The sequence below is a fragment of the Streptomyces sp. NPDC048258 genome (assembly GCF_043201995.1).
Taxonomy (GTDB): domain Bacteria; phylum Actinomycetota; class Actinomycetes; order Streptomycetales; family Streptomycetaceae; genus Streptomyces.
In genome coordinates this window covers 22,325-46,330 of sequence record NZ_JBICZH010000033.1, presented here as the reverse complement: position 1 = coordinate 46,330, position 24,006 = coordinate 22,325, and the positions used below count along the sequence as shown (strand labels likewise).

The following is a 24,006-nucleotide window of genomic DNA, read 5'->3' as shown; positions in this document are numbered from 1 at the left end:
TGAGTTCTCAAGGAACGGACGCTTCCTTTGTACTCACCCTCTCGGGCTTTCCTCCGGGCTTTCGTTCTGTTCTTGCGTTTCCGACTCTATCAGACCCTTTCGGGCCCGACTTCCTCGGTGCTTTCCAGGTCCTGCGCTTTCGCGCTTTCCCTTTCCGGCGATTCCGACTCTATCAGCGATTTCCTGTCTCCCTGACCACTCGCCGTATTACCGAAAGGCATGCGGAAAGACGATCGAGATCAAGATCGGAGCTGAAGAGGAGGAGTCCCGTCCATCAGCCGTTCGCGAGATATTCACACGAGGCGTCCTGGCGGGAGTCACGACAGTACAGGCCTGCTGGTGCCCAAGCAAATCGATTCAGGCGTATGGTCTAGTCCACCGGTCTAGTCCACTAGTCTCCGTGCCTAAGGGCCAGCCCGGATCGGGTCCAACATCGGGCGAACCCGAACATCTTGTGACTTATCCTTCTGAAGAGTACGCCGTTCGCGACAGCTAGTGACGGCGACACGAGAAGCCCCACCCCTGGGAGGCCCCCCATGACCAGCGTGACGTCCCCACTTGCCGGGCGCGCCATCGGACTCGCGGCAGTGCCCGATCCGGTGTTCTCCGGCGCGATGGTGGGACCGGGCACCGCTATTGATCCCGTGCGCGAGCCCTCGGAGGCGGTGTCCCCCGTCGATGGTGTGCTCGTCTCCCTGCACCCGCACGCGTATGTAGTCGTAGACGGCGAAGGCCACGGTGTGCTCACGCACCTGGGGATCGACACCGTCCAGCTCAACGGCGAGGGCTTCGAGCTGCTCGTCAACAAGGGCGACACCGTGGCCCGCGGTCAGGCCGTCATCCGTTGGAACCCCGCCGCGGTCGAGGCCGCGGGCAAGTCCCCCATCTGCCCGGTCGTCGCGCTCGAGGCGACTGCCGACTCCCTCGCCGACGTCGTCGAGTCCGGGGACGTCAAGGCTGACGACGCTCTCTTCAGCTGGCAGTGACACGTCCGCCTGCACAGGCGAGTCGGACATCCACCGCGGCGGCCGGGGCCGCCGCTCAATCGGAGACGGGTGTAATGGAGACAACGCTGCGAGGCGTCGGCGTGAGCCACGGTGTGGCGATCGGCGAGGTCCGGCACATGGGTACGGCGGTTCTCGAGCCGCCGGCCAAGCAGATCACCGCGGACGAGGCGGAGCGCGAACAGGGGCGCGCCCGCAAGGCCGTGGAGGCTGTGTCGGCCGACCTGATCGCGCGCGGCCAGCTGGCCGGCGGCGAGGCTCAGCACGTGCTCGAGGCCCAGGCGATGATCGCCACGGACCCCGAGCTGATGGCGGACGTCGACCGGCGGATCGCCGTCGGCAGCACTGCCGAGCGCGGTATCTACGACGCGTTCGCCGCCTACCGTGACCTGCTCGCGGGGGCCGGCGAGTACATGGCCGGCCGGGTGGCCGACCTGGACGACGTACGGAACCGCATCGTGGCGCGCCTGCTCGGCGTGCCGATGCCGGGTGTACCCGACAGCGACGAGCCGTACGTGCTGATCGCGCGGGACCTCGCACCCGCCGACACCGCTCTGCTCGACCCGGCTCTCGTCCTCGGTTTCGTCACCGAGGAAGGCGGCCCGACCAGCCACAGCGCGATCCTCGCGCGGGCGCTGGGCGTGCCGGCGATCGTGGCGCTGCCCGGTGCCGGTGAGATCGCCGAGGGCACCCTCATCGCCGTCGACGGCAGCACGGGCGACCTGTTCGTGGACCCTAGCCCGGAGAAGCGGGCCGAGCTGGCGGCCGCGGCCGCCGAGCGCAAGGCCGCTCTCGCCGCGTCGTCCGGTCCGGGCGCGACCTCCGACGGTCACAAGGTGCCGTTGCTGGCCAATGTCGGCGGTCCGGCGGACGTGCCGGCTGCCGTCGAGGCCGGGGCGGAGGGTGTGGGCCTGTTCCGCACCGAGTTCCTGTTTTTGGACGACAGCAAGAAGGCTCCGTCCGAGGAGAAGCAGATCGAGTCCTACCGCAAGGTGCTCGAGGCCTTCCCCGAGGGCCGGGTCGTCGTACGTGTCCTGGACGCCGGCGCCGACAAGCCGCTGGACTTCCTGACCCCGGCCGACGAGCCGAACCCGGCGCTGGGTGTCCGTGGTCTGCGTTCGCTGCTCGACCACCCGGACGTGCTGCGTACGCAGCTCACCGCGCTGGCCAAGGCCGCCGAGGGGCTGCCGGTCTACCTCGAGGTCATGGCCCCGATGGTGGCGGACCGGACCGACGCCAAGGCGTTCGCGGACGCGTGCCGCGAGGCGGGGCTGAAGGCGAAGTTCGGCGCGATGGTGGAGATCCCCTCCGCCGCGCTCCGGGCGCGTTCGATCCTCCAGGAGGTCGAGTTCCTGTCGCTGGGCACCAACGACCTGGCCCAGTACGCCTTCGCCGCCGACCGTCAGGTCGGTGCGGTGTCGCGGCTGCAGGACCCGTGGCAGCCGGCGCTGCTCGACCTGATCGCCATGTCGGCGGAAGCCGCCAGGGCGGAGGGCAAGAGCTGTGGTGTCTGTGGCGAGGCCGCTTCCGACCCGCTGCTCGCCTGTGTGCTGACGGGTCTGGGTGTCACCTCTCTGTCGATGGGTGCCGCTTCGATTCCGTACGTGCGGGCCACGCTCGCCAAGTACACCCTCGCGCAGTGCGAGCGTGCCGCCGCCGCGGCGCGTGCGTGCGACAGCGCGGAGGAGGCCCGCGTGGCCGCCCAGGCGGTGCTCTCCGGCGAATAGCCGCGGAGCGGAGTCTGTTCGATCGAGGGGCCTTCGCCGGTGGCGAGGGCCCCTCGGTCGTTCTCCTGCTCTCAGGCATTCCGGCGCTCGCGGGCTCTCCGGCGCCTTCCGCGCTCCCCTCCCCTCTCAGCTCCCCTCCCCTCTCAGCTCCCCTCCCCTCTCAGTGGTGTGGGCCCGGGCCGTCCACCTCGTAGCCGGGGCGGTACTCGACGCCAGGCTCGGGGGCGACGGGCTCCCCGGTGTCGGCGTCCGTGCAGTAGGCGTTGAACACGGCCGCCGCCGAGAGCACGGTGAGGCGGCCGCGGTCCAGGCGCCAGCCGTGGACCCGGTCCGGATGGCCCTCGGTGGTGCTGCGCAGGACCAGTCCCCCGGGGCCGCCGAGGGCGAGCCCGGCGGCCAGCACGGTCACGAAGTCGAGGCCGTCGCGGTCCTCGATCCGGGGCGGTTCCTCCGGGTCGGTGCCCGTCTCGGCGTGCAGGACGGCGACGAGCTGTTCCGTCTCCGTCGGCACGCTGCAGACGAGGTGGTGCCGGCCGGGTCCGGCACCGGCCATGAGCCGGCGGAGCGCGGCGGCGGCGCGTTCGAAGGAGGCGTGGCCGATGTCCTCGCCGCAGTCCGCGCAGGTGCCGACGCCGGCGAGGAGCATGGTCGCGTACTCCCAGGTGGCCTGCCGGACGGCTTCGTCCACGAGGAGCGGGACGAGTTCGTCGATGGGCTGGCCGGTATAGGGCAGGCCGGCGCCCGCGCCCGCCAGTTCCGCGGTGAACAGGGTGCGGGCCCCGGCGGTGTCCGGGTCGAGGCCGTTCTCCTCGCAGTACTCGGCGTACTCCTCGGGATCGAAGAGCGCGACGGTGGTGTGGATGCCCTGGCCCGCGAGGGACCGGAGCAGGCCGTCGACGTGACGGAGATAGTCGGCGTATTCGTCGTGGTGGTCGAATCCGAAGCTGCGGTAGTCGCGCATGGCCGCGAAGTCCCCGGCGTCGGCCAGGAGGCCGAGGGTGCTGGGGACCTCGCGGCGCAGCCTGCGGCGCCGGTCGGTGATGCGGGTCCGGTGGGTACCGGTGTCGTTCTTCCGTGGCATGGCTCCCCCTGAGTACTGCAATCACTTGCTCACTCAGAGTAATCAGCGCCACTGACAGTGGCCTCAGCCGCGGGTGCGGGCCAGCTCCTCGTAGAAGTGGAGGAGGTCGAGGTTGTCGACGGAGCCCGGGTTGACCGCCTTGGCCAGGGGCGCGCCCTGGAGGAGGCGTTTGACCGGGACCTCGATGCGCTTGCCCGTGAGGGTGTGCGGGATGCCCGGGACCTCGATGATCTCGTCGGGGACGTGGCGCGGGGAGAGTTCCTCGCGGATGGTCGCCTTGATCCGGGCGCGGAGGTCCTCGTCGAGGGTGGCGCCGGGGGCGAGGTGGACGAAGAGCGGCATCCAGTAGCCGCCGTTCGGCTCCTCCAGGCCGATGACCAGGGACTCCTTGATCTCGGGGAGCCGTTCGACGGCCTCGTAGATGTCGGCGGAGCCCATCCGGACGCCCTGGCGGTTGAGGGTGGAGTCGGAGCGGCCGTGGATGATCACCGAGCCGTGGTCGGTGATGGTGATCCAGTCCCCGTGGCGCCAGGTGCCCGGGAACATCTCGAAGTAGCTCTCGCGGTAGCGGCTGCCGTCGGGGTCGTTCCAGAAGCGGACCGGCATGGACGGCATGGGGTTGGTGACGACGAGCTCGCCGACCTCGCCGATGACGGGCTTGCCGGACGGGTCCCAGGCCTGGAGGTCCGTACCGAGGCAGGCGGCCTGGAGCTCGCCGATGTGGACGGGGAGGGTGGGGACGGCGCCGGCGAAGCAGCTGCAGACGTCGGTGCCGCCGCTGACTGAGGCGATCCAGAGGTCCTCGGCCACCTCGTCGTGCAGCCAGCGGAAGCCGTCGGGCGGGAGCGGGGAGCCGGTGGTCGCCACGCACTTGACGGCGGAGAGGTCGAAGTCGCGGGACGGGTGGACCTCCGCCTTGCGGCAGGCCATGACGTAGGCGGCGGAGGTGCCGTAGAGGGTGGCTCCGGTCCGCTCGGCGATGCGCCACTGGGCGCCGGTGTCGGGGTAGCCGGGGCTGCCGTCGTACAGGACGACGGTGGTGCCGGTGAGCAGGCCGGAGACGAGGAAGTTCCACATCATCCAGCCGGTGGAGGTGTACCAGAAGAACCGGTCCTCGGGGCCGAGGTCGCAGTGCAGGCCGAGCTGCTTGAGGTGTTCGAGGAGGATGCCGCCCTGGGACTGGACGATGGCCTTGGGCAGGCCGGTCGTGCCGGAGGAGTAGAGGACCCACAGGGGGTGGTCGAAGGGGACGGCCTCGAAGACGGGCTCGGTGTCCGCGGAGGTCAGGTCCGACCAGGTGAGGGCGCCCGCGGGGGCCGGCGTACCGAGCAGCGGGATGTGGACGACGGCGCGCAGGGAGGGCAGCTCGGCGCGGAGCTCGGCGACGGTGTCGCGGCGGTCGTGCTCCTTGCCTCCGTAGCGGTAGCCGTCCACCGTGAACAGGACGACCGGCTCGACCTGCTGGAAGCGGTCGAGGACGCTGCGGGCACCGAAGTCGGGGGCGCAGGAGGTCCAGACGCCGCCGACGGCGGCGGTGGCGAGGAGGGCGACGACGGCCTCGGGGATGTTGGGAAGGTAGCCGCTGACCCGGTCGCCGGGGCGTACGCCGAGCGCGCGCAGTTCGGCGGCGAGGGAGCCGACCTGGCGGCGGAGCCCGGCCCAGGTGACGGGAGTGGGCTCGTGGGTCTCGTCCACGTACAGCAGGGCGGCGTCGTCGGCGCGGGCCGGGTCCTCGGCGGCGCGCAGGGCGTGCTCGGCGTAGTTGAGGGTTGATCCGGTGAACCAGCGCGCGCCGGGCATGGAGCGGTCGGCGAGGACGGACTCGTACGGGGTGGTGAAGCGGACGTCGAACCACTCGGCGACGGCCTGCCAGAAGGTGTCGAGCTCGTCGACGGACCAGCTGTGCAGGGCGGGGTAGCCGCCGTCGGCGGGGGCTCCGAAGCGCTCCGCGGCCCAGGCCTGGAAGGCGGTGATCCGGGCCGCGGCGATCCGGTCGGGGCCGGGGGCCCAGAGGGGTTCCGGCTGCGTGGCTGAGGTCATGGGTCGGCTCCCGGTCAAGTCTGCGGCTCGCGCTTCGTGTGCGTACGGTGCCATCGCGCGGGGGGTGCGCGCGCGGCGGCTCACTGGGACGATGCCATGTGATCGACATCTGCACCAGAGTCGTCATCACCGCTCACGGGGTCGCCGGCATGTGTGCCGCCACCAGTCGCCGGCGGTCGCGCGGGCGGTCGCCCGCGGGTGAACGGCAGTTGAACGCAGCACCCTCGGCCGGGAGCCGGTGGCAGGGTGATCTCCATGAACGGTCGTGATCTGGTGCGTGCGGTGAAGGACATCGGTACGGAGCGCGGACGGCGCGCCTGGCTCTCGGCGTGGCGCCACCGGCGCGCGGACGCGGCGGGGCTTCCGCGCCGGGGCGCGGAGCGGGCGCGGGTGCCGGGGCTGCTGACCGGTACGGAGCCGCGGCCGGGCGGGGGTGTGCTGCGGTTCGCGCGGTCGGAGCTGCTGGTACGGGTCACCGTGGGCGGGGCGGTGTTCTGGGGCTGGGACGGGGCCGGGCCGACGCCCTCGTACGCGGTGGTGGGCAGCGGGCCGGAGCCGGATCCGCGGGCGGTACTGGAGCCGGACACCGGGGGTGGCTGGCGGGTGGTGTCGGAGCGGGTGACGGTGGCGGTGTCCCGGCACGGTGCGGTCGAGGTCCGCACGCCGGGCGGGACGGTGCTGCGGCGGGAGGCGCCGCCGCGGTGGTGGGAGCCGGTCGATCCCCGGATGGACGGGGCGCGGTGGCTGCAGCGGGGCGAGGTGGCGGCGGACGCGCGGTTCTTCGGGCTGGGCGGGCGGGCCGCGGGCCCGAGGCTGCGGGACGGTGTGTACCGGCTGTGGAACACGGACCCCAAGGGCGGTTTCGGGCCCGGTGTCGACCCGCTGTACCTCACGATGCCGGTGCAGATGGTGGTGGCGGACGCGGGGACGCACCTGGTGTTCCACGACAACTCGTGGGAAGGCCGGGTGGTGTTGCGCGAGGGCGAGGAGGGCGCGGGCTCGGGGGTGGACCGCCCGGGGACGAGCGAACTGCGCATGGACGGCGGGCCGCTCAGGTGCTGGGTGCTGGTGGGGACGCCGGCACGGGTGCTGCAGGGCTGGTCGGGGCTGACGGGTGCGGCGGCGGTGCCGCCGGAGTGGGCTCTGGGGTACCAGCACGCGCGGTGGGGGTTCGGGAGCGCGGCGGAGGTGCGCCGGGTGGTCGGGGGCTACGCGTCGCGCGGGCTCGCGCTGTCGGCCGTACACCTGGACATCGACCACTACGACGGGCACCGGGTGTTCACGGTGGACCGGGAGCGGTTCCCGGATCTGCCGGGGCTGGCACGGGAGTTGGGCGAGCGGGGGGTGCGGCTCGTCTCGATCGTCGATCCGGCGGTGAAGACGGGGGACGCGGTGCACGCGTCGGGGCGCGGGGTGGGGACGGGCGGCGCGTTCATACGGGACGCGAAGGGCCGGGAGGTGCGCGGCGAGGTCTGGCCGGGCGAGTGCGTGTATCCGGACTTCACGGATCCGGGGGTGCGGGAGTGGTGGGGCGGGCTGTACGAGGAGCGCCTCGCGCAGGGCTTCGCCGGTTTCTGGCACGACATGAACGAGCCGGTGTCCTTCGCGCCGTTCGGCGACGCCACGCTGCCGCGGTCGGCGCGGCACGCGATGGACGGCGCGGGCGGGGACCACCGGGCCGGGCACAACGTGTACGGGCTCGGGATGGCGCGGGCGGGCTGGGAGGGCCTGGTCCGGCTGCGGCCGGCCGAGCGGCCGTTCCTGTTCTCCCGGTCGGGGTGGGCGGGGATGCAGAGGTACGGGGGCACGTGGTCGGGGGATGTGGAGACGAGCTGGGAGGGGCTGCGCGCCTCGCTGGCGCTGGTGCTGGGGCTCGGCCTGTGCGGGGTGCCGTACTCGGGTCCGGATGTCGGCGGCTTCGGCGGGTCCCCCTCCCCCGAGCTGTACCTGAGGTGGCTGCAACTGGGGGCGTACCTGCCGCTGTTCCGGACCCATTCGGCGATCTGGGCGGGGCGGCGGGAGCCGTGGGAGTTCGGGCCGGAGGTGGAGGAGCGGGCGCGCGAGCTGCTGGCGGAGCGGGAGCGGCTGCGGCCTTACTTCGTGACGCTGGCCCATCTGGCGCGGCGGACGGGGGCCCCGTACGTGCGGCCGTTGTGGTGGGGCGCGCCGGAGGAGCGGGGGCTGCGGGACTGCGAGGACGCGTTCTTGCTGGGCGACGCGCTGCTGGTCGCCCCGGTGCTGGAGTGCGGGGCGGACCGGCGGGCGGTGCGGCTGCCGCGGGGGCGCTGGTACGACACCGTGACCGGTGCGGCGTACGAGGGCCCGGGCCAGATCCTGCTGGACGCTCCGCGGGGAAGGATCCCGGTGCTGGCGCGGGCGGGCGCGGTGCTGCCGGTGCGGTCCGCCGCGGGTGACGGCGGGGTGGCCCTGGAGGCCTGGGCTCCGGCGCGGGGCCGTACGGGCGGCGGGGTGGTGATCCGGGACCCGGGTCCGGGCTTCGAGCCGGGCGAGGTGGAGCGGTACACCGTGCGGTGGGCCGGCGACGCGGTCGTGGTGGAGTCGGAGGCGGGGGACGTGGTGGAGGGCGTCGTCGTGCGGGGTCTCGACGGGGCTCAGCAGGCGTAGCGGCCCGCGAACCAGGCGGCGGCGGCCTGGGTGTGGAGGGGGAAGGCCAGCTCGGTCGGGGTGCGCAGGATGTGCCAGCCCGAGGTCTCCTCCGTCGGTGTCGAGGCGGGGAGGGTGGCGGCCGGGCGGAGCGGGAGGAGGCCGAAGAGCAGGAGGTGGCCGGCCGGGGAGCTGAGGGCGTCGGCCAGGGTGACCTCCGAGGCGGGGGCCTTGATCCCGGTCTCCTCGCGGAGTTCGCGGACGACCGCGTCGCGCCAGTCCTCGCCGAAGTCGATGAAGCCGCCGGGCAGGGCGATGCCGCCGAGGGCCGGGGCGATGGTGCGGGTGATGACGACGAGGCCGGTGCCGTGCGCGTCCTCGACCGGGAGGAGGGTGACGGCCACGGGGAGCGGGTTGCGGTAGGCGGTGGCTCCGCAGGCGGCACAGGTGCGGGGCCAGTCGGTCGTGGTGTACCGCGCTCCGCAGGTGGAGCAGTGCGAGTCCCTCAGCTGTTCCGGCATCCCGCGATGGTATGCCAAGGGGTATGCGGATGACGGTGGTTGTGGGCTTGCTCGCGGTGCTGACGGGTGGGGCGGCGGCCCCGGCCGGGTTCGCCGCGTTGCGCGAGGTGGATCCGAGCATCCGGCAGGACATGCGGTACGCCGGTGCGCGGAACTTCACCGGCGGGGTGGTGGACGGGTACGAGGAGCCGGTGTGCCTGCTGGCCCGGCCGGCCGCGGAGGCGCTGCGGCGGGCGCAGCGGGGGTTGCTGCGGCGGGGTTATTCGCTGCGGGTGTACGACTGTTACCGGCCGCAGCGGGCGGTCGACCGGTTCGTGCGGTGGGCCCGGGAGCCCGACGGTCCGGGTGACCTGGAGACCAAGGCGGAGTACTACCCGTACGTGGAGCGGAGCCGGCTGATTCCCGAGGGGTACATCGCCGAGAAGTCCGGGCACAGTCGTGGGAGTACGGTCGATGTGACGCTGGAGGCGCTCTCGGGCGGCGAGGTGGACATGGGGACCGCGTTCGACTTCTTCGATCCGCTCTCGCACACCGACGATCCCCGGATCGGGGGCGCCGCCCGCGCCAGCCGGGACGTGCTGAGAGGCGCGCTCTCCGAGCAGGGTTTCGTCAACCTGCCGGAGGAGTGGTGGCACTTCACCTTCAAGCCCGAGGCATTTCCCGACGCCTATTTCGACTTCCCCGTCGCTGTCGCCGCCGTCCGGCCGTGAGTACCGTGCCCGCATGACTTTCAGTTCTCCCCCAGCTACCGCCGGGAGGTGCTCCCGGAGGAGTTCTGGCCGTACTACGTCGCCATGCATTCCCGGGCCGCCACCCGCTGGATCCATCTCGCCGGCACGCTCACCGGGCTCGCCGTGACCGGCTACGGGCTGGCGCGCGGCCGCAAGCGCCGTCTCGCCGCGCTCCCGCTCATCGGGTACGGGACCGCGTGGCCCGCGAGCGCTTTTTGATCGAGCACGGCCTGATCGAGAAGAACAACCCGGCGACCTTCGGGAATCCGGGGTGGTCGCTGCGCGGGGACGCGCAGATGATCCGGATGATGCCGGCCGGCCGGGACGCGGAGCTGGGCTAAGGGCTGTCCCGTAATCCCCGGTGGATCAGCGCACGGCGTCAGATGCGGTGCATCGCAAGGCGGAGGGGCACCCCCATACTGGGCGTATTCGGGCGTTCCGACAACGCAGCGAGGTGCCGTAGCCGGCGTCGTGCGCCCGCCGGGGATTACGGGACAGCCCTTAGATCGCGCGGAAGTGGCTCGCCGAGAACCGGTGACCCGGTGGCCCGCCCGTGGCAGACTCCTGACGATGCGTCAGGTTTCGACAGGGGAGGGGTCTTGGCACTCACACGTACACCCGTCGTGAACGGGTGGTTCACCGAAAGCGCCGCGGACGGCAGCTTCCGGCTGCTCGGTACCCGGTGTTCGGCCTGCACCGCGGTGTTCTTCCCGCGCGAGGACGCGTACTGCCGCAATCCGCACTGCCCCGGCGGCGGCGAGCTCGCCGAGGTGCCGCTGTCCCCGCGCGGGCGGGTCTGGTCCTACACCGACGGGCGCTACCGGCCGCCCGCGCCGTACGTGTCCGACCCCGCCGCGCCCTGGGAGCCGTACACCCTGGTCGCGGTGGAGCTGGAGGCCGAGGGGATGGTGGTGCTGGGGCAGGCGGCGCCCGGGGTGGGTGTCGCCGACCTGGCGGTCGGGATGGAGGTCGAGGTGGTGGGCGGTGTGCTGAACGAGGACGCGGACACCGGGACCGCCTGGACCACCTGGCGGTTCAAGCCGGTCGGAGGTGCGGCGTGAGCGCGGACATCGCCGTCCTCGGGGCGGGGATGCACCCGTGGGGCAAGTGGGGCCGCAGTTTCGTCGAGTACGGGCGGGCCGCCGCGCGGGCGGCGCTGGCGGACGCCGGACTCGGCTGGGCGGACGTGGGGTCGATCGTCGGCGCCGACACCGTGCGCTCCGGCTACCCGGGCTACGTGGCCGGAGCGACCTTCGCCCGGGCCCTGGGCTGGCAGGGTGCCCGGGTGACCAGCGTGTACGCGGCCTGCGCCTCCGGCGCCCAGGCGATCGGGGCGGCCCGGGCGCAGATCCTGGCCGGCCTTGCGGACGTGGTCCTGGTGGTGGGCGCGGACGCGGCGCCCAAGGGGTTCTTCGCGCCGGCGGGCGGCGACCGGCCCGACGATCCGGACTGGCTGCGCTTCCGCGTGCTGGGGGCCACCAATCCGGCGTACTTCGCGCTGTACGCCCGCCGCCGGATGGCCGTGTACGGGGACACCGCGGAGGACTTCGCCCAGGTCAAGGTGAAGAACGCGGCGGCCGGGGCGCTCAACCCGAACGCCCGCTACCGCAAGACGGTCACCGCCGAGGAGGTCGCGGCGTCGGCGGTGGTCGCCGATCCGCTCCGGCTGCTCGACATCTGCGCCACCTCGGACGGGGGCGCGGCCCTGGTGCTGTCGAGCATGGACTTCGCGCGCTCGCGCGGGATCGCGGACCCGGTGCGGATCCGTGCCGTATCGACGGTGACCCCTACGTATCCGCGCACGGTTCTGGACCTGCCGGACATCGCCACGGACTCGGCGGCGGCCGTCCGGCCCGCGGCGGGCTCCTTCCGGTCCTCGATCGCGCGCGCCGCGTACGAGGAGGCGGGGCTCGGCCCGGACGATCTCTCCCTCGCCGAGGTGTACGACCTGTCGACCGCTCTGGAGCTGGAGTGGTACGAGGACATCGGCCTGTGCGGGGAGGGCGAGGGGGCGAAGCTCGTACGGGAGGGTGCGACGGCCCTGGGCGGGCGGGTCCCCGTCAACACGAGCGGGGGGCTGGCCTCCTTCGGGGAGGCGGTGCCGGCGCAGGCCATCGCGCAGGTGTGCGAGCTGACATGGCAGTTGCGCGGTGCTGCCGGGGACCGGCAGGTGCCGGGGGCGCGGGCCGGGATGACCGCGAACCAGGGGCTGTTCGGCCACGGGTCGGCCGTCGTCGTCGTGCGCTGAGCGGCCGTTGCCGGCGGGTGTCGCGGGGGGTCGACGTAGGGGTCGCCGGCGAATGTCGACGCGGCTGTCGCCGACGGGTGTTGCCGGAACGCTTGACGGCCCCCGGTGGTGGGTTCACACTCGCTCCACAGTCCCTCCCGCACCGCGTCCGGGACACCCCGATCCCCCCATGAGAGCTGCGGCCCGTACCCCAGTCGGCGGGGGTACGGGCCGCCTCCATGTCAGGCCCCGGCCGTGAGGCTCCGGCGCCTCGCCCGTGCCATCGACATCGCGTGTTCCACGACCCCGACGAGCACGTCCTTCACGGACTCCCGGTCCCGCGCGTCGCAGAGCAGCACCGGCACCCCGGGATCGAGATCGAGTGCCTCCCGTACGGTCACCACGGGGTGCCGGTCCGCGCCGTCGAAACAGTTCACCGCGACGACGAACGGGAGCTCGCGCCGCTCGAAGTAGTCGATGGCGGCGAAGCAGTCGGCGAGGCGGCGGGTGTCCGCGAGGACCACGGCGCCGAGCGAACCCTGGGCCAGCTCGTCCCACAGGAACCAGAACCGGTCCTGCCCGGGCGTGCCGAACAGGTACAGGACCAGGTCCTCGCGCAGCGTGATGCGCCCGAAGTCCATGGCCACGGTCGTGGTGTTCTTGCCCTCCACTCCCCCGGTGTCGTCGATGCCGGCGCCCGGCTCCGAGAGGAGTTCCTCGGTCCGCAGCGGTCTGATCTCGCTTACCGCACTGACCAGGGTGGTCTTGCCCACCCCGAAGCCGCCCGCGACCAGGATCTTCAAGGTCAGCGGCTCGACCGGTGACACGGCGTGCATGGCACCGGTGCGGCTAGAGCGCCCGAAGGCCATCGATCACCTCACGCAGAATGGATTCATCGGGCAGTTCGGCCGGCGGTACCGGCCGGGTCACATGGACCAGTTCGTCGTCGGTCAGGTCGCCGATCAGGACCCGTACGACGCCGACCGCGAGGTCGAGGTCCGCCGCCAGTTCGGCGACCGACTGCGGCCGCTCCCGGCACAGCCCGAGGATGTGGGCGTGTTCCGGGGACAGCGTCAGGTCCCAGACCGGGTCGTCGGCGGCCGGTTCGGCGACGACGAGCGCGATCAGGTCGAGCCGGTGCTGGCCCGCGTGGCTGGTCCGGCCGCGGGTCATGGCGTACGGACGCACGACGGGACCCGCGTCGTCGTCGAACCAGTGCGCGTGGTCGGGGGCGGGGTCCTGGTCCTCGTCCGGAATGCGGGTGGGACGGTCCTGGCCTGAATCGCTCATGCCGTCCGACTCACCCTCCGGCTGGCAGCCCGGTGCGCGGGGCGATGGCCAGGTGGTCGCCGACTCGCTTGACCATCAGGGTCATCTCGTACGCGACCTGGCCGACGTCGGAGTCGGCGTCGGCGAGCACGGCCAGACAGCTGCCGTCGCCGGCGGCCATGACGAAAAGGAAGGCCTCGTCGAGCTCGACCACCGTCTGGCGGACCGAGCCGGAGTCGAAGTGCCGGCCGACGCCCTTGGCCAGGCTGTGGAAGCCGGAGGCGACGGCCGCCAGGTGCTCGCTGTCCTCGCGGGTCAGGTCTTTGGAGCTGCCGGTGGGCAGGCCGTCGCCCGAGAGGACCACCGCCTTGCGGATGGAGCCGACCTTGTCGACGAGCTCGTCGAGGAGCCAGTTGAGCGGGCCGGAGCCGCGGCCCCTGGTGTCGTTTCCGGTCTGCGGTGCGGTCATCGACCGTCCCCCTCGTTCTCGTTCGCGGGACCGGTGGCGGCGGAGGTGCCTGCCTCGGTCTCGGACTGCTGCTGTGCGTGCTGGTTGCGGCCCGCCGTCCAGCCGCGCTGGAGTGCGGACATGCGCGTGCGTACGTCCTCCGCGTCGCGGTCCGCCACCGGGGCGGTGGCCGCGGCGTCGTCGGCGCGGGCCGGGGCCTTCTTGAGCTGCGGGGCCAGGCTGGCCTGGCGGACCCGGCGGGGCAGCCCGGCGCTGCCGGCGCCGGGCGTGGCGGGCGCGCCGGACGTGCCGGGTGTGGGCGCCGGCGCGGGCTGCGGGACCACGGACACCGGGCGCGGCTCCACGCGGCGGCCGTGCTCGGCGACCAGGGTCGGGGTGGGGCGGCGGCGCGGCAGCGGGACGGCTCCCGGGGAGCGGGGGCCGTCGGGGCGCAGGGTCTCCACGCGCTGGGCGTCCACGCGCTGGGTGTCGAGCCGGACCGGGCCGGTGGGGGCCGGCGGCTCGCGGTCGCGGTCGCCCGGGCGGGCGCCGGCGCGCTCCGCGTGCCGGGCGGCTTGGCGGTCCCGGTCCCGGTCCCGGTGCCGGTCGGTGTGCGGCCGGTCCGCCGGACGCAGCCCCAGCAGGGCGCTGCGCGGGGTGCCGCTCGGCGGGGTCTCGTCGTCCAGGGTGGCCATGACCGGACGGGCGCCGACGCCGTCCGGGGCGGCCGGCCCTTCGTCGAGGCCGTCCACCGCGTCCAGGCCGAGGACGTCGATCGGGGCTTCCAGCTCGACCGGGCCGCGCAGTTCGGCGGGCGGCAGCGGGCGGCCGGAGCCGGCGGGGGCCCGCTCGACGGCGGCGGGCACGGACCGCGCGGACGGGATCCTGCCGGACCGGCCGGCCTTGGCGGTCCCGCCGAGCCGGATGCCCGTGCCGTTGGTCTCGGGAGCCTCGGTCAGCAGGGCCGCGGGCAGGAAGACCACCGCGGTGGTGCCCCCGTACGGGCTGGGCTGGAGGACGACCTTGACGCTGTGGCGCTGCGCGAGGCGGCTGACGACGAAGAGGCCGAGGCGGTCGGTGTCGGAGAGTTCGAAGTCGGGCGTCTCGGCGAGCCGCAGGTTCGCGTCGAGCAGTGCCTCCGGGTTCATGCCGAGGCCGCGGTCGTGGATCTCCAGGGTGAAGCCGTTGGCGACGCGCTCGCCGTGCACCTGGACCGCGGTGTGCGGCGGCGAGAACACCGTGGCGTTCTCCAGGAGTTCGGCGACGAGGTGGGTGACGTCGGCGACGGCGGGGCCGGCTATGCCCAGGCGCGGGAGCCTGCGCACCTCGATGCGCTCGTAGTCCTCGACCTCGGCGACGGCGGCCCGTACGACGTCCATCAGCTGGACGGGCTTGCGCCACTGGCGGGAGGGCGCGGCGCCGGAGAGGATCACCAGGCCTTCGGCGTGGCGGCGCATGCGGGTGGTCATGTGGTCGAGGCGGAAGAGGTCGGCGAGCTCCTCGGTGTCCTCGGTGCGGCGCTCCATGGTGTCGAGGAGGGTCAGCTGGCGGTGCAGGAGCACCTGGTTGCGGCGGGCCAGGTTGACGAACACCTCGGAGACGCCGCGGCGCAGCTCGGCCTGCTTGACGGCGGCCTCGACGGCGGCGCGCTGGAGGGAGTTGAGGGCCTGGCCGACCTGGCCGACCTCGTCCTTCTCGTACTCCAGGTGGGGCGCCTCGGTCTCCACGTCCACGTGCTCGCCCGCGGCGAGGCGGCGCATCACGCTCGGCAGCCGGACGCCGGAGGCCTCGTGGGCCTCCTTGCGGAGGCGGGACAGGTCGCGGACCAGGTCGCGGCCGATGCGGACGGAGAGGATCAGGGAGAAGACGAGGGCGATGAAGCCGAGGACGCCGGCGATGGCGGCCTGGACCAGGACGTCCATGGCGACGGGTTCGACGCGCTTCTGGTAGCGGTCGCCGGCGGCGGTGCCCATGGCGGCGAGCTCGTCGAGGACCTTGGTCGCGGCCTCGTCCCACTGGGTGGCGGTGACGCGGGGGTTCTTGCCCGTGCCGCCGGCGAGGAAACGCTCCTCCGCGTCGCGCAGGAACTTGGTCTCGGCGGCGCCCCAGTAGTGCTCGAAGCGTTCGCGGTCGGCGGCCGGGAGGATCGCGAGGTTGAAGTCGTAGAGCAGGGTGCGGTTGGCGGCGAAGTCGGAGACGTGGCGCAGGTCGGCGGCGCTGACGTTGCGGGCGGCGAGGGCGGAGGCGATGACGGCGTCCTCGCGGGAGAGCGTCTCGCGGGCGCGGGTGATGCCGACGAGGGCGCGGCCCTGCTTGTCCATCTCGACGTTCTCCAGCGCGTGGAGATTCATGAGGAACTCGTAGCAGGGGTCGATGAGTCGGCCGTAGAGGTCCAGCGCCTGGCCGGGGTCGAGGGTGTTCTCGTCGACCGAGCTGCGCAGGGCTCCGATGCCGTGGAAGGCGGCGAGGATGGAGCGCAGGCGCTGGGCGTTCTGGGGGCTCAGCTCGTCGATGACCTCGGGGTCGCGGGCGTTCGCGCTCATCTTCTCGACGATTTCGTCGGTGGCTGCGCGGCGCTTGGCGAGCTCGCTGGTGGCGGTGGAGGCACGGGGGTCGCCGATGACGACGAGGGTCTGGCGGCGTTCCTTCTGGATGACGCGGACGACGTCCTCGATGGGGTAGCCGACCTTGTCGATGACGTAGGCGACGTCGAGGAGTTGGACGGCCTGACGGCCGGTGATGACCGTCGCGAAGCCCCAGAGGGCGGTCAGGGAGACGAGCGGCACAAGGAGCAACGCCACGATCTTCCGGCGGATGGACTTCCCGCGAAAGCGCATGGCCTCCCCAGCCTCCCCCAGCTCAACCCCGTTGTCGGGGGGTCGGTGTTCCGTCATTTAAACGGCGTGAGCCTACTACTGCCGCGCGGCGGCTTCGAAGGCGTGTCCGGACGTTTTCGGCCTGACTCCCTGTCGAAGATCATGAGTTGTCCGACACTTCCGGTCAAGTGCGGCCCGTTATGTGGCAGATGACACTGGGTGGGGCATCAGTTCCCGCAACTGGATGGATGGCTGGAATTATTCGTTCCGCGATCACCGGGGCGGTGGTGACGGTGTCCGCGCAGCGGGAATCTCTGGGCGGCTTCGTACGTCTTCTGTTTGGGGGGACACGTCGGGGTAGACGTGTCCGGGTAGGCATGGCGGGGTAGGCGTTGCGGACCGCGCGGTGGGGAGTGAGCGGACCATGGACAGATATGCGGGCGGCGGTGCGGAGGCCGGCGGCGCCGCGGGTGTCGGTGCGGGTGCGGGTGCGGGTGCCCGTGGCGGTACGGCGGGTGCGGCTGGTGCCGGTGGCGCGGGCGGGCGTGGGCTGTGGGTCGAGGAGCCGGCCCGGCGGCGGAGGATGCCGGATCCGGTGCGGACGTCCGCGGTGCGGGCGGTGCTGATCGTGGCCGTGACGCTGACACAGGCGACGGTCACCTTCTTCCTCACGCTGACGGGATCGTGGCTGGCCTTCCCGATGGCGCTCAGCGCGGTCGCGGGGACGATCGTGGCCACGTGGGGCGTGCTGGACGTGTGGATCACCCGGCAGACGTGGAACCAGCGGTACGGGGTGGTGTCGGAGCCGAGCAGCACGGCTCGCAGCCGCCGCCGCGAGGCCCGCCGGGCCGCCAAGGCCGCCCGTGCGGCGCGCAAGGCCGCCCCGGCCCGAATACCCTGCGAGGATGGTCCCCTGGCGGCGTTCGGCCGCCGCTGACCGCGCATCGGGCCGACGGCTGGCGCCGGGGCCGACGGGACCGGCTCGGCCCCGGAGCACGCAGCCGGCGGCGCTCCGGACCGTGGCCGGACGGCTGTCGCCGGGTCGACGGGACCGGCTCGGCCCGGAGCACAGCCGGTCGGCGGTCCGGACCGTGGCCGACGCCGGTCGCACCCCCTGGCTGCTCCCGGCCGGGCGGCCGGGCGGCCAGGCGGCCAGGCGGCCGGGCGGCCGGGCGGCCCCAAACAGCGGCCCCGGTAGCGGGCGACGGAGTCCCGCGCAGTGGGGCGGACGCCGGGAGGGCCGCCGGGGCCGTGCCCTTTGAGGGGCGCGGCGGAACGGGATCAGCTTCGGCGGAACATGCGGGTGGCCGTGATCTCGCCGTGGATGGTCTCCTCCTCGGGGGACTGCTGGGGCAGGCCCGGGCGGAGGTGTTCCTCCACGCTGATGTACTTCAGGCCCGCCCTCAGGTCCGCGTCGTTGCGCAGGCGGATGACCAGCGGGAACTCGGCGAGCGCCGTGGTGTCGAACAGGCCCGTCGTGTAGAGGAGCTGGACGCCGAGCGCATCCGAGACGGCCCTCTGGAGTTCCAGCAGGTACGTGGCGTTCGCGCGGCCGATCGGGTTGTCGAGGAACAGCGTGCCCGCGTGGCGGTGCTTGTCGCGGCCGCGGTCGTTGCTGCGCAGCGCCGCCATCGTGCAGTAGAGGGCGATCGCGGCGGTGAGTAGCTGGCCGCCGGAGAACACGTCGCCCATCTGGCCGACGGGGACGCGTTCGGCGCGCAGCACCGCGTCCGGCTTGAGGATCTCGACCGAGATGCCCTTGGGTTCGAGGGCTGCCTGAACACCCCGCAGCAGGAGGGACATGCCGTCGCGGCGGCCCTCGCCGAAGGAGGCGGTGCTGTTCTTCTTCACGGCCGCGCGCGTGGCCTCGTCGATGACCTCGCCGAGTCGTTCCGTCAGGGTCGCCTGGTCCGGTTCCTCGAAGCGGATGCGCAGGAACTCCTGGCCCGACCATTCGCCGAGGCCTTCCGGGAGCTGGGAGAGGCGCTGGGCCGAGCGCAGGGTGGCCAGGGCCGATTCGACCAGGCCGCGCAGGCGGTCGACGATGCTGTCGCGGTTGCGTTCCAGCTGCGCCAGTTCGTCGGTGAGGACGCGCAGTCGCGGGGCGAAGGCCGTGGCCCAGGCCGCCGCGTGCTCGGGCAGGGCGGAGGCCGGCAGTTCGCGGATCTGCTGCCGCGCGGGGGTGCGTACCTGCTCGTAGCGGTTTGAGTTGGCGTGCCGGACCAGGACGTCGCTCGCCTCGCGCACCGCGGACTCGGCGGCCGAGAGGTCGGCCGCGCAGCCGCGCAGGGCGCGGCGGGCCTCGGTCGCGGACTGGCGGGCCTCTTCCAGGGTGCCCGGGTGGGGCACCGGCTCCTGCTCGTCCTCGGCGTGGGTGTGGTCGCGCAGGAGGTCGCGCAGCATGGCCGCGGTCTCGTCGAAGCCACCGGCGCCGTCCTCGGCGGTGCGGTGGGCGCGCAGCAGGTCCGCGTGGGCGGCCCGGGCGCTCTCCACCGCGGCGGTGTGGGCGGCGAGCTGGGCGGTGGCCGTGCGCAGCATGCCCTGGGCCTGCTCGACGTCCCCGGGGATGAGCTCCTCGGGCAGTTCGGTGTGGGCCTCGCCCTCGGCGGGGGCGTGGCGTTCGGCCTCGCCGCGCAGCCGGCCGAGCTGCTCGCTGGCGGCGGACGCCCGGGTCTCCAGCATCTGGACGAGGGACTCGGCGCGGGCCGCGGCCGCCTGGCGGGAGGGGCCGTCGGCGCCGTCGGTGCTTTCGAGGAGCTGGGCGGCGCGGGTACGGACCTTGTTGGTGAGGCGGTCGAGTTCGGCGAGGGCGGCGCTCTCGTCGCTCTCGGCGCGGGCCTGTTCGGCCCGCAGGTCGGCGCCGACGCCGACCTTCTCGTAGAGCTGGGACGCGGCGCGGTAGGCCTCGCGGAGGTCGGGGAGCGGCGCCTTGACCGTCCCGTCGTCCTCGGGGAGGGGGTCGGGGGCGCCGGCGATCTCGGCACGCTCGGCACGCAGGGCGCGGGCGGTGCGGCGGGCGTCGTCGGCGGCCCGCTGGGCGGCGCGCCGGTCCTCGTCGGCGGCGCGGGCGCGGTCCAGGCAGACCTCCGCGCGGGCTTCGGACTCGGCGGCCTCGTCGGCGAGTTCACGCAGTCGGGCCTGCCAGCCGGCGCGTTCGCGCAGGCGGAAGGCGAGGCCGGCGAGGGCGTCGGCGACGCGGCGGGCCCGCTGGGCGGTGTCCTGGCGCTCGTCACGGACCCGGGCGGCGTCGGCGGCGGCCTCGTCGGCCTCGGCGCGTACGGTACGGGCCTCCGCGAGCTCGGCGTCGGCCTCCTCGGCGAACGCGCGGGCGGCCGCGGCCTGCTGCGCGAGCTCGGCGAGGCGGCCGGACGGGCAGCCGGTGCGCCAGGACGCGAGGCGGGCGGCGAGCTCGCGGTCACCGGCGAGGCGCGCGGCCAGGTCGCGGATCTCAGTGTCGCGGGCGGTGGCGCGGGTACGCAGCGCCTGGCGCTCCTCGTCGGCGGCGTGCTCGTCGTGCATGGCCGGGTTCGGCGGTACGAGGAACACAGCGCTGTCGTCGGCCTGCGGAACGGGCGCCAGCAGGGCGGCGGCCGTGCCGACGGCGACGGTGGAGCGGGGCAGCAGGGCGGCGCCGGAGAGGACCTCGCGGGCACGGCTGTGGGTGTCGGGGTCGGTGATGACGACGCCGTCGACGAGTTCGGGGCGGGCGGCGAGGACGGCGGCGTGGTCGGCGGGGTCCACGGACTGGGCGAGGTAGCGCCAGCCGGGCAGGGCGGGGATGCCGTGTTCGCCGAGGTACTCGACGGTGGCGAGGACGTCGGGGCCGGGCGGCAGCAGTCCGCCGTCGCCGAGGGCGCCGAGGATGCGGGAGTCGTCGGCGGCGGCGGTGCGCAGCTCGAACAGCTGGCGTTCGGCCGCCGCGACGCCGTCGGTCAGCAGGTGGTGGAGGTCCTCCGCGTTCCGGTCGAGGTCCTCGGCGGTGAGCCGTCCGGCGGTGGCGCGGTCACCCTGGGCTGCGCCCTGCGGGCCGCCGGAGCGGAACGCGCGGTGATCGGCATCGGACGCGGCCTGACCGTCGGTCGGCGCGGTGCCCGTGCCGGCGGCGGTGCCCGTGCCGGCGGCGGTGCTCTGCGGGGCGGCGGGGGCGCCCGCGGCACCGAAGCCCCGGCCTCCGGCGGAGCCGGGCCCGCCAGCAGCGGCACCGGGCGTATCGCGGCGCCCGTCGGACGGGGCGTCGCCGGCGGTTCGGGCGGAGCCCTGGCCCGCGGCGTAGGCCCCGGACGCGCTGGTCGGCGTACCGCCGTCGGCGCGCGTGGCTGAGCCCGGGGCGGCCGGCCCGTCCGGGTTTCCGGTCCCCCCGGCGGACTCGCCTCGGGGCCCGGGAAGGCCCGCGGCCTGGGCGGGGGCGTCCGGCAGGCCCAGGAGGGCGGCCAGGCGCGGGGACTCGGCGAGGGAGGCCGCGGCGCGGTGTTCGGCGTCGTGGGCGGCTTCGGCCGCGTCGGCGGCGTCCGCGGCGCGGGCGGCGGTGAGTTCGGCGCGGGATTCCGCGGCGGCGGCCTCACGGGCGGCTTCGGCGGCGCTGCGGGCGGCCTCACGGGACTCGTCCCAGGCGGCGACGGCGGTCTTCTCGGCGTCGGTGGCGGCGAGGGCGGCCCGGGCGGGGTCGGCGTCGGGCGCGGAGTCGTCGAGCCAGCCGGCCCGGACGGCCTCGGCGGTCTCCTGCTGGACCTCGCCGAGGCGCGAGCGCAGGTGCTCGGCCTCGCTGCGCGCCCGCTGCGCGGCCGTGGCGGCGGCGGTCGCGTCCCGGTGGGCGGTCTCGCCGATGGCCTGCAGCCCTGCGGAGCGTTCCTCCTCCTCGTTGGCGACGCGTTCGCCGTGCTCGGCGGCGGTGTGCAGGGCGCGTACGAGCTCGGCGGCGGCCGTGGCGCGTGCGGCCAGCGCGGGCGCGGCGTCCCGCTCGGCCTCCAGGATCGCGGCGGCGACCCGGGCGGAGCGGTCGGCGGCGGCGCGGTGGCGCAGTACGTTCTCGGCGGCCTGCCAGGCGGAGTGCAGCGTGCGCGCTTCGAGGAGTTCGCGGCGCTGGGCGGCGGCGGCCTTGTCGGCGACGGTCAGGGCCAGCGAGGCGTGCCGGTAGGCGAGTTCGGCGGACACGGCGGCGCTGCGGGCGCGGGCGGACTCGGCGGCGGTGACCTCGTGGGCGGCGCCGGTGACGCGCTGGGCGAGGTCGGCGGCCCGGCCGCGTTCCTCGGTGGCGCGGGCGGACAGCCGCCGGGCGAGCGTGCGCGTACGGCGCTCGGCGCCCGCGTGGACGTCGCGCAGCCGGGAGCGGGTCCCGGCGGCCTCCACGATCTTGGTGAGCAGGTCCACCGAGCCGGCGGTGAAGTCCCGTTCGGCCATCAGCTCGGCGCGGCGGCCGAGCTTGTTGCCGAAGCCGTGGACGAGGTCGGCGAGGCCGTCCGTGTCGCGGGTGTCGGTGACGGCGCGCAGCAGGAGGTCGGTGAAGTCGGAGTCCTTCTTGACGGCGAAGAGGCCCGCGGCCTCGCCCTCGTCGGCGTTCATCTCGCGCTGGTAGCGGAAGAGTTCGGGGTCGAGGCCGAGGTCGGTGAGGTGCTCGTTCCAGCGGTCGTGGATCTCCTCGAAGTAGACCTCCAAGTGCGGGTACGCCTTGCCGGCCTCGGTGAGGGCGTCGCGGAAGCCCTTCATGGTGCGGCGGCGGCCCTGGGCGCCGGAGGCGCCCTCGACGGGCGGGCGGACCGCGGTGGCCTCGGCGACCGGCAGGTTGTCGAGGCTCAGGCCCGGGCCGGGGCGGAAGGAGTACCAGGCCTCGGCGAACTTGCGCGGGTCGTTGGAGACCTGGCGGCCGCGCCATTCGCTGACCTTGCCGACGACCACGCACTCGCCGGTCTGGGTGTGCTGCCACTCCAGGGCGACGTGGCCGCAGTCGTCGGCGAGCAGGAACTTGCGCAGGACGCCGGAGCTGGCGCCGCCGAGGGTGTTGCGGTGACCGGGGAGCATCACCGAGAAGATCAGCTTGAGGAGGACGGACTTGCCGCCGCCGTTCTCCAGGAAGAGCACGCCCGCGGGCGCGGGGCGGCGCGGCGGGCCGGTGGGCTCGTCCTCGAAGAACTCCGCCTGGGCCGGCGCCGGGTGGGGCACCGGCTCGCCGACTCCGCGCAGGTCGAGCACGGTGTCGGCGTAGCGCGCACCGGCGGGCCCGATGGAGTAGAGGCGGATCCGGGACAGCTCGTACATGGCGGCGGACTCTCGTGGTCTTTCGTAGGTCGTACGGGGACGGGTGACTCAGGCGTGGAAGGGCAGGCCGGCGTCGGCGGCGAGCTCCAGGTCGTCGCCCTCGGGCGGCGGCAGGAGGGTGGCGGAGCCGTCGCTGACGGGTACCACGCCCAGTTCCAGGAGCTCGGCCATGGCCGCGCTGCCCGCCATGTCGCGGACCTGGAGCTGGTAGCGGGGGGTGGTGCGGTAGGTGCCTCCGGCGTCGTCGCCGGTGCGCTGGAGGAAACCGGACTCGGTGAGGAAGGCTGCGGCCTTGCCGACGATGCCGGTGGTGGAACCGGCGAGGCGGCGGGCGTCCTTGGTGGCGCCGGTCGCGCTGCGGCGGGCGTAGACCCGCCAGGCGGCCTCCAGACCGGGGGCGTCGGAGGCGGGGTCGGTGTTCTCGCCGAGCTCCTCGGCGCGCTCCTCCAGGCGGCGGCAGGTCTGCCGGACGAAGGAGTCGACGCCGTTGACGGTGATCCGGCCGATGTAGCCGTCGTCGGCGAGGTCCTCGGGGCGGGGGAAGGCGAGGGCGGCGACGGCGAGGTGGGCGAGGCCGTGCAGGAAGCGGTCGGCGGAGTCGGCGGCGGTGCGGCGGGCGTAGTCGCCCATGCGGACGGCGAAGACGGAGTCCTCACCGGCGGCCACGGCCATGCCGGCGCGCGGGGACACCTCCAGGACGACGAGGCCGAGGCCGGTGGCGACGGCGTCGGCGAGGCGGCCGAAGCCGGTGTCCTCGCGGTAGCGGCGGAGCAGCTCGGCGTACTCGGCGTCACGGGCGGGGAGCAGCTTGGGCTGCAGCCCGAAGGCGACGAGCCGGGCCGCGTCCGCGGCGTCCGCCGGGGTCACGGGGGCGGCGGCCTGTGCCGGCGCGGCCGGGGCCGTCTGCGCGGGCTCGCTCCACGCGGGGGGCTCGGCGTGGTGGTCGCTCACGGGTGCGTCTCCTCGGCGGTGCGGGTGTTCCTGGTTCGGGTGGTGTGCGGTGCGGCGGCTTCGGTGGCCGGCCCCCGCACCCCCGGGCGGTGCCGCCCCATCGGGGGCTCCGCCCCGGTGTCGGGTAGGGACCCGGTCCGCGCCGGCGCGGCGGCGGAAGCCCGGTCCCCGGGCCCGGCCCACCCGCCCGGACCGATGACCCGGGCGCACCGGGCGGACGCGGGACGGGGCGGGACCAGTACGGACCGGGTCCGCCGCGCGCCTGCCGACACGGCCCGGCCGACCGCCGCGGACGCGGCGAAAGCGGGCACAACGCCGGCGGGCGCAGCGGCAAC

General features: G+C 74.1%; 16 protein-coding genes and 2 pseudogenes. 8 read left to right on the top strand and 10 right to left on the bottom strand.

Translation table 11 applies throughout. From position 1 onward, the window contains the following. The first annotated feature begins 536 nt into the window (after positions 1 to 536). Complete coding sequence (locus ACGFYQ_RS38870; protein ID WP_393751591.1) at positions 537 to 986, top strand: PTS glucose transporter subunit IIA; 450 nt, start codon at positions 537 to 539, stop codon at positions 984 to 986. A 74-nt stretch (positions 987 to 1,060) separates the two neighbouring features. Next, positions 1,061 to 2,731 (top strand): phosphoenolpyruvate--protein phosphotransferase, encoded by a 1,671-nt coding sequence (gene ptsP, locus ACGFYQ_RS38865; protein ID WP_393751589.1) that lies wholly within the window; start codon positions 1,061 to 1,063, stop codon positions 2,729 to 2,731. 160 nt (positions 2,732 to 2,891) lie between these two features. Here the strand turns inward: ptsP and ACGFYQ_RS38860 are convergent, their stop codons facing one another. After that, positions 2,892 to 3,812 carry a hypothetical protein gene (locus ACGFYQ_RS38860; protein WP_393751587.1) on the bottom strand — a complete coding sequence of 307 codons (921 nt, stop codon included), beginning with the start codon at positions 3,810 to 3,812 and terminating at the stop codon, positions 2,892 to 2,894. Positions 3,813 to 3,875: 63 nt separating this feature from the next. Then, a complete protein-coding gene (locus ACGFYQ_RS38855; protein WP_393751585.1) occupies positions 3,876 to 5,852 on the bottom strand; it encodes an acetoacetate--CoA ligase in 1,977 nt (658 codons plus the stop codon). Positions 5,853 to 6,107: 255 nt separating this feature from the next. Here ACGFYQ_RS38855 and ACGFYQ_RS38850 point away from each other — a divergent pair, with 255 nt between their 5' ends. Beyond that, positions 6,108 to 8,477: a TIM-barrel domain-containing protein gene (locus ACGFYQ_RS38850; protein ID WP_393751583.1), complete on the top strand. Its 2,370-nt coding sequence runs from the start codon at positions 6,108 to 6,110 to the stop codon at positions 8,475 to 8,477. Here ACGFYQ_RS38850 and ACGFYQ_RS38845 read toward each other — a convergent pair. Beyond that, complete coding sequence (locus ACGFYQ_RS38845; RefSeq protein ID WP_393751581.1) at positions 8,465 to 8,977, bottom strand: NUDIX domain-containing protein; 513 nt, start codon at positions 8,975 to 8,977, stop codon at positions 8,465 to 8,467. The two genes, ACGFYQ_RS38850 and ACGFYQ_RS38845, sit on opposite strands and share 13 nt — an antisense overlap. 29 nt (positions 8,978 to 9,006) lie before the next feature. On the opposite strand from ACGFYQ_RS38845, the gene ACGFYQ_RS38840 reads away from it, so the two are divergent. From ACGFYQ_RS38840 to ACGFYQ_RS38825, 4 genes and pseudogenes are all read left to right on the top strand, one after another. Next, positions 9,007 to 9,687: a M15 family metallopeptidase gene (locus ACGFYQ_RS38840; protein WP_393751579.1), complete on the top strand. Its 681-nt coding sequence runs from the start codon at positions 9,007 to 9,009 to the stop codon at positions 9,685 to 9,687. 84 nt (positions 9,688 to 9,771) lie between these two features. Continuing rightward, positions 9,772 to 10,049, top strand: a pseudogene (locus tag ACGFYQ_RS38835) (Mpo1-like protein). 258 nt (positions 10,050 to 10,307) lie between these two features. Beyond that, positions 10,308 to 10,769 carry a Zn-ribbon domain-containing OB-fold protein gene (locus ACGFYQ_RS38830; protein WP_393751577.1) on the top strand — a complete coding sequence of 154 codons (462 nt, stop codon included), beginning with the start codon at positions 10,308 to 10,310 and terminating at the stop codon, positions 10,767 to 10,769. After that, the gene (locus ACGFYQ_RS38825; RefSeq protein ID WP_393751575.1) at positions 10,766 to 11,956 is read left to right on the top strand and encodes a lipid-transfer protein; all 1,191 of its coding nucleotides are present in this window, start codon (positions 10,766 to 10,768) and stop codon (positions 11,954 to 11,956) included. Before ACGFYQ_RS38830 ends, ACGFYQ_RS38825 begins: the two co-directional genes overlap by 4 nt. Before the next feature lie 221 nt (positions 11,957 to 12,177). Here the strand turns inward: ACGFYQ_RS38825 and ACGFYQ_RS38820 are convergent, their stop codons facing one another. The 4 genes from ACGFYQ_RS38820 to ACGFYQ_RS38805 are packed head-to-tail and all read right to left on the bottom strand — an operon-like array spanning position 12,178 to position 16,489. Next, the gene (locus ACGFYQ_RS38820) at positions 12,178 to 12,804 is read right to left on the bottom strand and encodes an ATP/GTP-binding protein (protein WP_393751573.1); all 627 of its coding nucleotides are present in this window, start codon (positions 12,802 to 12,804) and stop codon (positions 12,178 to 12,180) included. Next, positions 12,785 to 13,225, bottom strand: a complete 441-nt coding sequence (locus ACGFYQ_RS38815) for a DUF742 domain-containing protein (RefSeq protein WP_393751571.1) — start codon at positions 13,223 to 13,225, stop codon at positions 12,785 to 12,787. The genes ACGFYQ_RS38820 and ACGFYQ_RS38815 overlap by 20 nt, the downstream gene beginning before the upstream one ends. 10 nt (positions 13,226 to 13,235) lie before the next feature. Continuing rightward, the gene (locus tag ACGFYQ_RS38810) at positions 13,236 to 13,673 is read right to left on the bottom strand and encodes a roadblock/LC7 domain-containing protein (RefSeq protein ID WP_393751569.1); all 438 of its coding nucleotides are present in this window, start codon (positions 13,671 to 13,673) and stop codon (positions 13,236 to 13,238) included. Then, entirely contained in the window at positions 13,670 to 16,489 is a 2,820-nt protein-coding gene (locus tag ACGFYQ_RS38805) for a nitrate- and nitrite sensing domain-containing protein (protein WP_393751567.1), read from the bottom strand. The genes ACGFYQ_RS38810 and ACGFYQ_RS38805 overlap by 4 nt, the downstream gene beginning before the upstream one ends. 403 nt (positions 16,490 to 16,892) lie before the next feature. Between ACGFYQ_RS38805 and ACGFYQ_RS38800 the strand changes: the two genes are divergently transcribed. Continuing rightward, a complete protein-coding gene (locus ACGFYQ_RS38800) occupies positions 16,893 to 17,405 on the top strand; it encodes a hypothetical protein (protein WP_393751565.1) in 513 nt (170 codons plus the stop codon). Between the two features lie 344 nt (positions 17,406 to 17,749). Here ACGFYQ_RS38800 and ACGFYQ_RS38795 read toward each other — a convergent pair whose 3' ends face one another. From ACGFYQ_RS38795 to ACGFYQ_RS38785, 3 genes and pseudogenes are all read right to left on the bottom strand, one after another. Continuing rightward, complete coding sequence (locus ACGFYQ_RS38795) at positions 17,750 to 22,720, bottom strand: hypothetical protein (RefSeq protein ID WP_393751563.1); 4,971 nt, start codon at positions 22,718 to 22,720, stop codon at positions 17,750 to 17,752. Positions 22,721 to 22,768: 48 nt separating this feature from the next. Beyond that, complete coding sequence (locus tag ACGFYQ_RS38790) at positions 22,769 to 23,671, bottom strand: hypothetical protein (protein WP_393751561.1); 903 nt, start codon at positions 23,669 to 23,671, stop codon at positions 22,769 to 22,771. Further along, positions 23,668 to 24,006: pseudogene (locus tag ACGFYQ_RS38785) on the bottom strand (hypothetical protein); the annotation flags it as partial. The pseudogene ACGFYQ_RS38785 and the gene ACGFYQ_RS38790, both read right to left, overlap by 4 nt.

Excerpts from the sequence above, each read along its gene's own strand:
- ACGFYQ_RS38845 (WP_393751581.1), bottom strand. The coding sequence starts at position 8,977 with ATGCCGGAACAGCTGAGGGACTCGCACTGCTCCACCTGCGGAGCGCGG.
- ACGFYQ_RS38815 (WP_393751571.1), bottom strand. The coding sequence starts at position 13,225 with ATGAGCGATTCAGGCCAGGACCGTCCCACCCGCATTCCGGACGAGGAC.
- ptsP (WP_393751589.1), top strand. The coding sequence starts at position 1,061 with ATGGAGACAACGCTGCGAGGCGTCGGCGTGAGCCACGGTGTGGCGATC.
- ACGFYQ_RS38840 (WP_393751579.1), top strand. The coding sequence starts at position 9,007 with ATGACGGTGGTTGTGGGCTTGCTCGCGGTGCTGACGGGTGGGGCGGCG.
- ACGFYQ_RS38855 (WP_393751585.1), bottom strand. The coding sequence starts at position 5,852 with ATGACCTCAGCCACGCAGCCGGAACCCCTCTGGGCCCCCGGCCCCGAC.
- ACGFYQ_RS38870 (WP_393751591.1), top strand. The coding sequence starts at position 537 with ATGACCAGCGTGACGTCCCCACTTGCCGGGCGCGCCATCGGACTCGCG.
- ACGFYQ_RS38805 (WP_393751567.1), bottom strand. The coding sequence starts at position 16,489 with ATGCGCTTTCGCGGGAAGTCCATCCGCCGGAAGATCGTGGCGTTGCTC.
- ACGFYQ_RS38810 (WP_393751569.1), bottom strand. The coding sequence starts at position 13,673 with ATGACCGCACCGCAGACCGGAAACGACACCAGGGGCCGCGGCTCCGGC.
- ACGFYQ_RS38795 (WP_393751563.1), bottom strand. The coding sequence starts at position 22,720 with ATGTACGAGCTGTCCCGGATCCGCCTCTACTCCATCGGGCCCGCCGGT.
- ACGFYQ_RS38850 (WP_393751583.1), top strand. The coding sequence starts at position 6,108 with ATGAACGGTCGTGATCTGGTGCGTGCGGTGAAGGACATCGGTACGGAG.
- ACGFYQ_RS38860 (WP_393751587.1), bottom strand. The coding sequence starts at position 3,812 with ATGCCACGGAAGAACGACACCGGTACCCACCGGACCCGCATCACCGAC.
- ACGFYQ_RS38800 (WP_393751565.1), top strand. The coding sequence starts at position 16,893 with ATGGACAGATATGCGGGCGGCGGTGCGGAGGCCGGCGGCGCCGCGGGT.
- ACGFYQ_RS38820 (WP_393751573.1), bottom strand. The coding sequence starts at position 12,804 with ATGGCCTTCGGGCGCTCTAGCCGCACCGGTGCCATGCACGCCGTGTCA.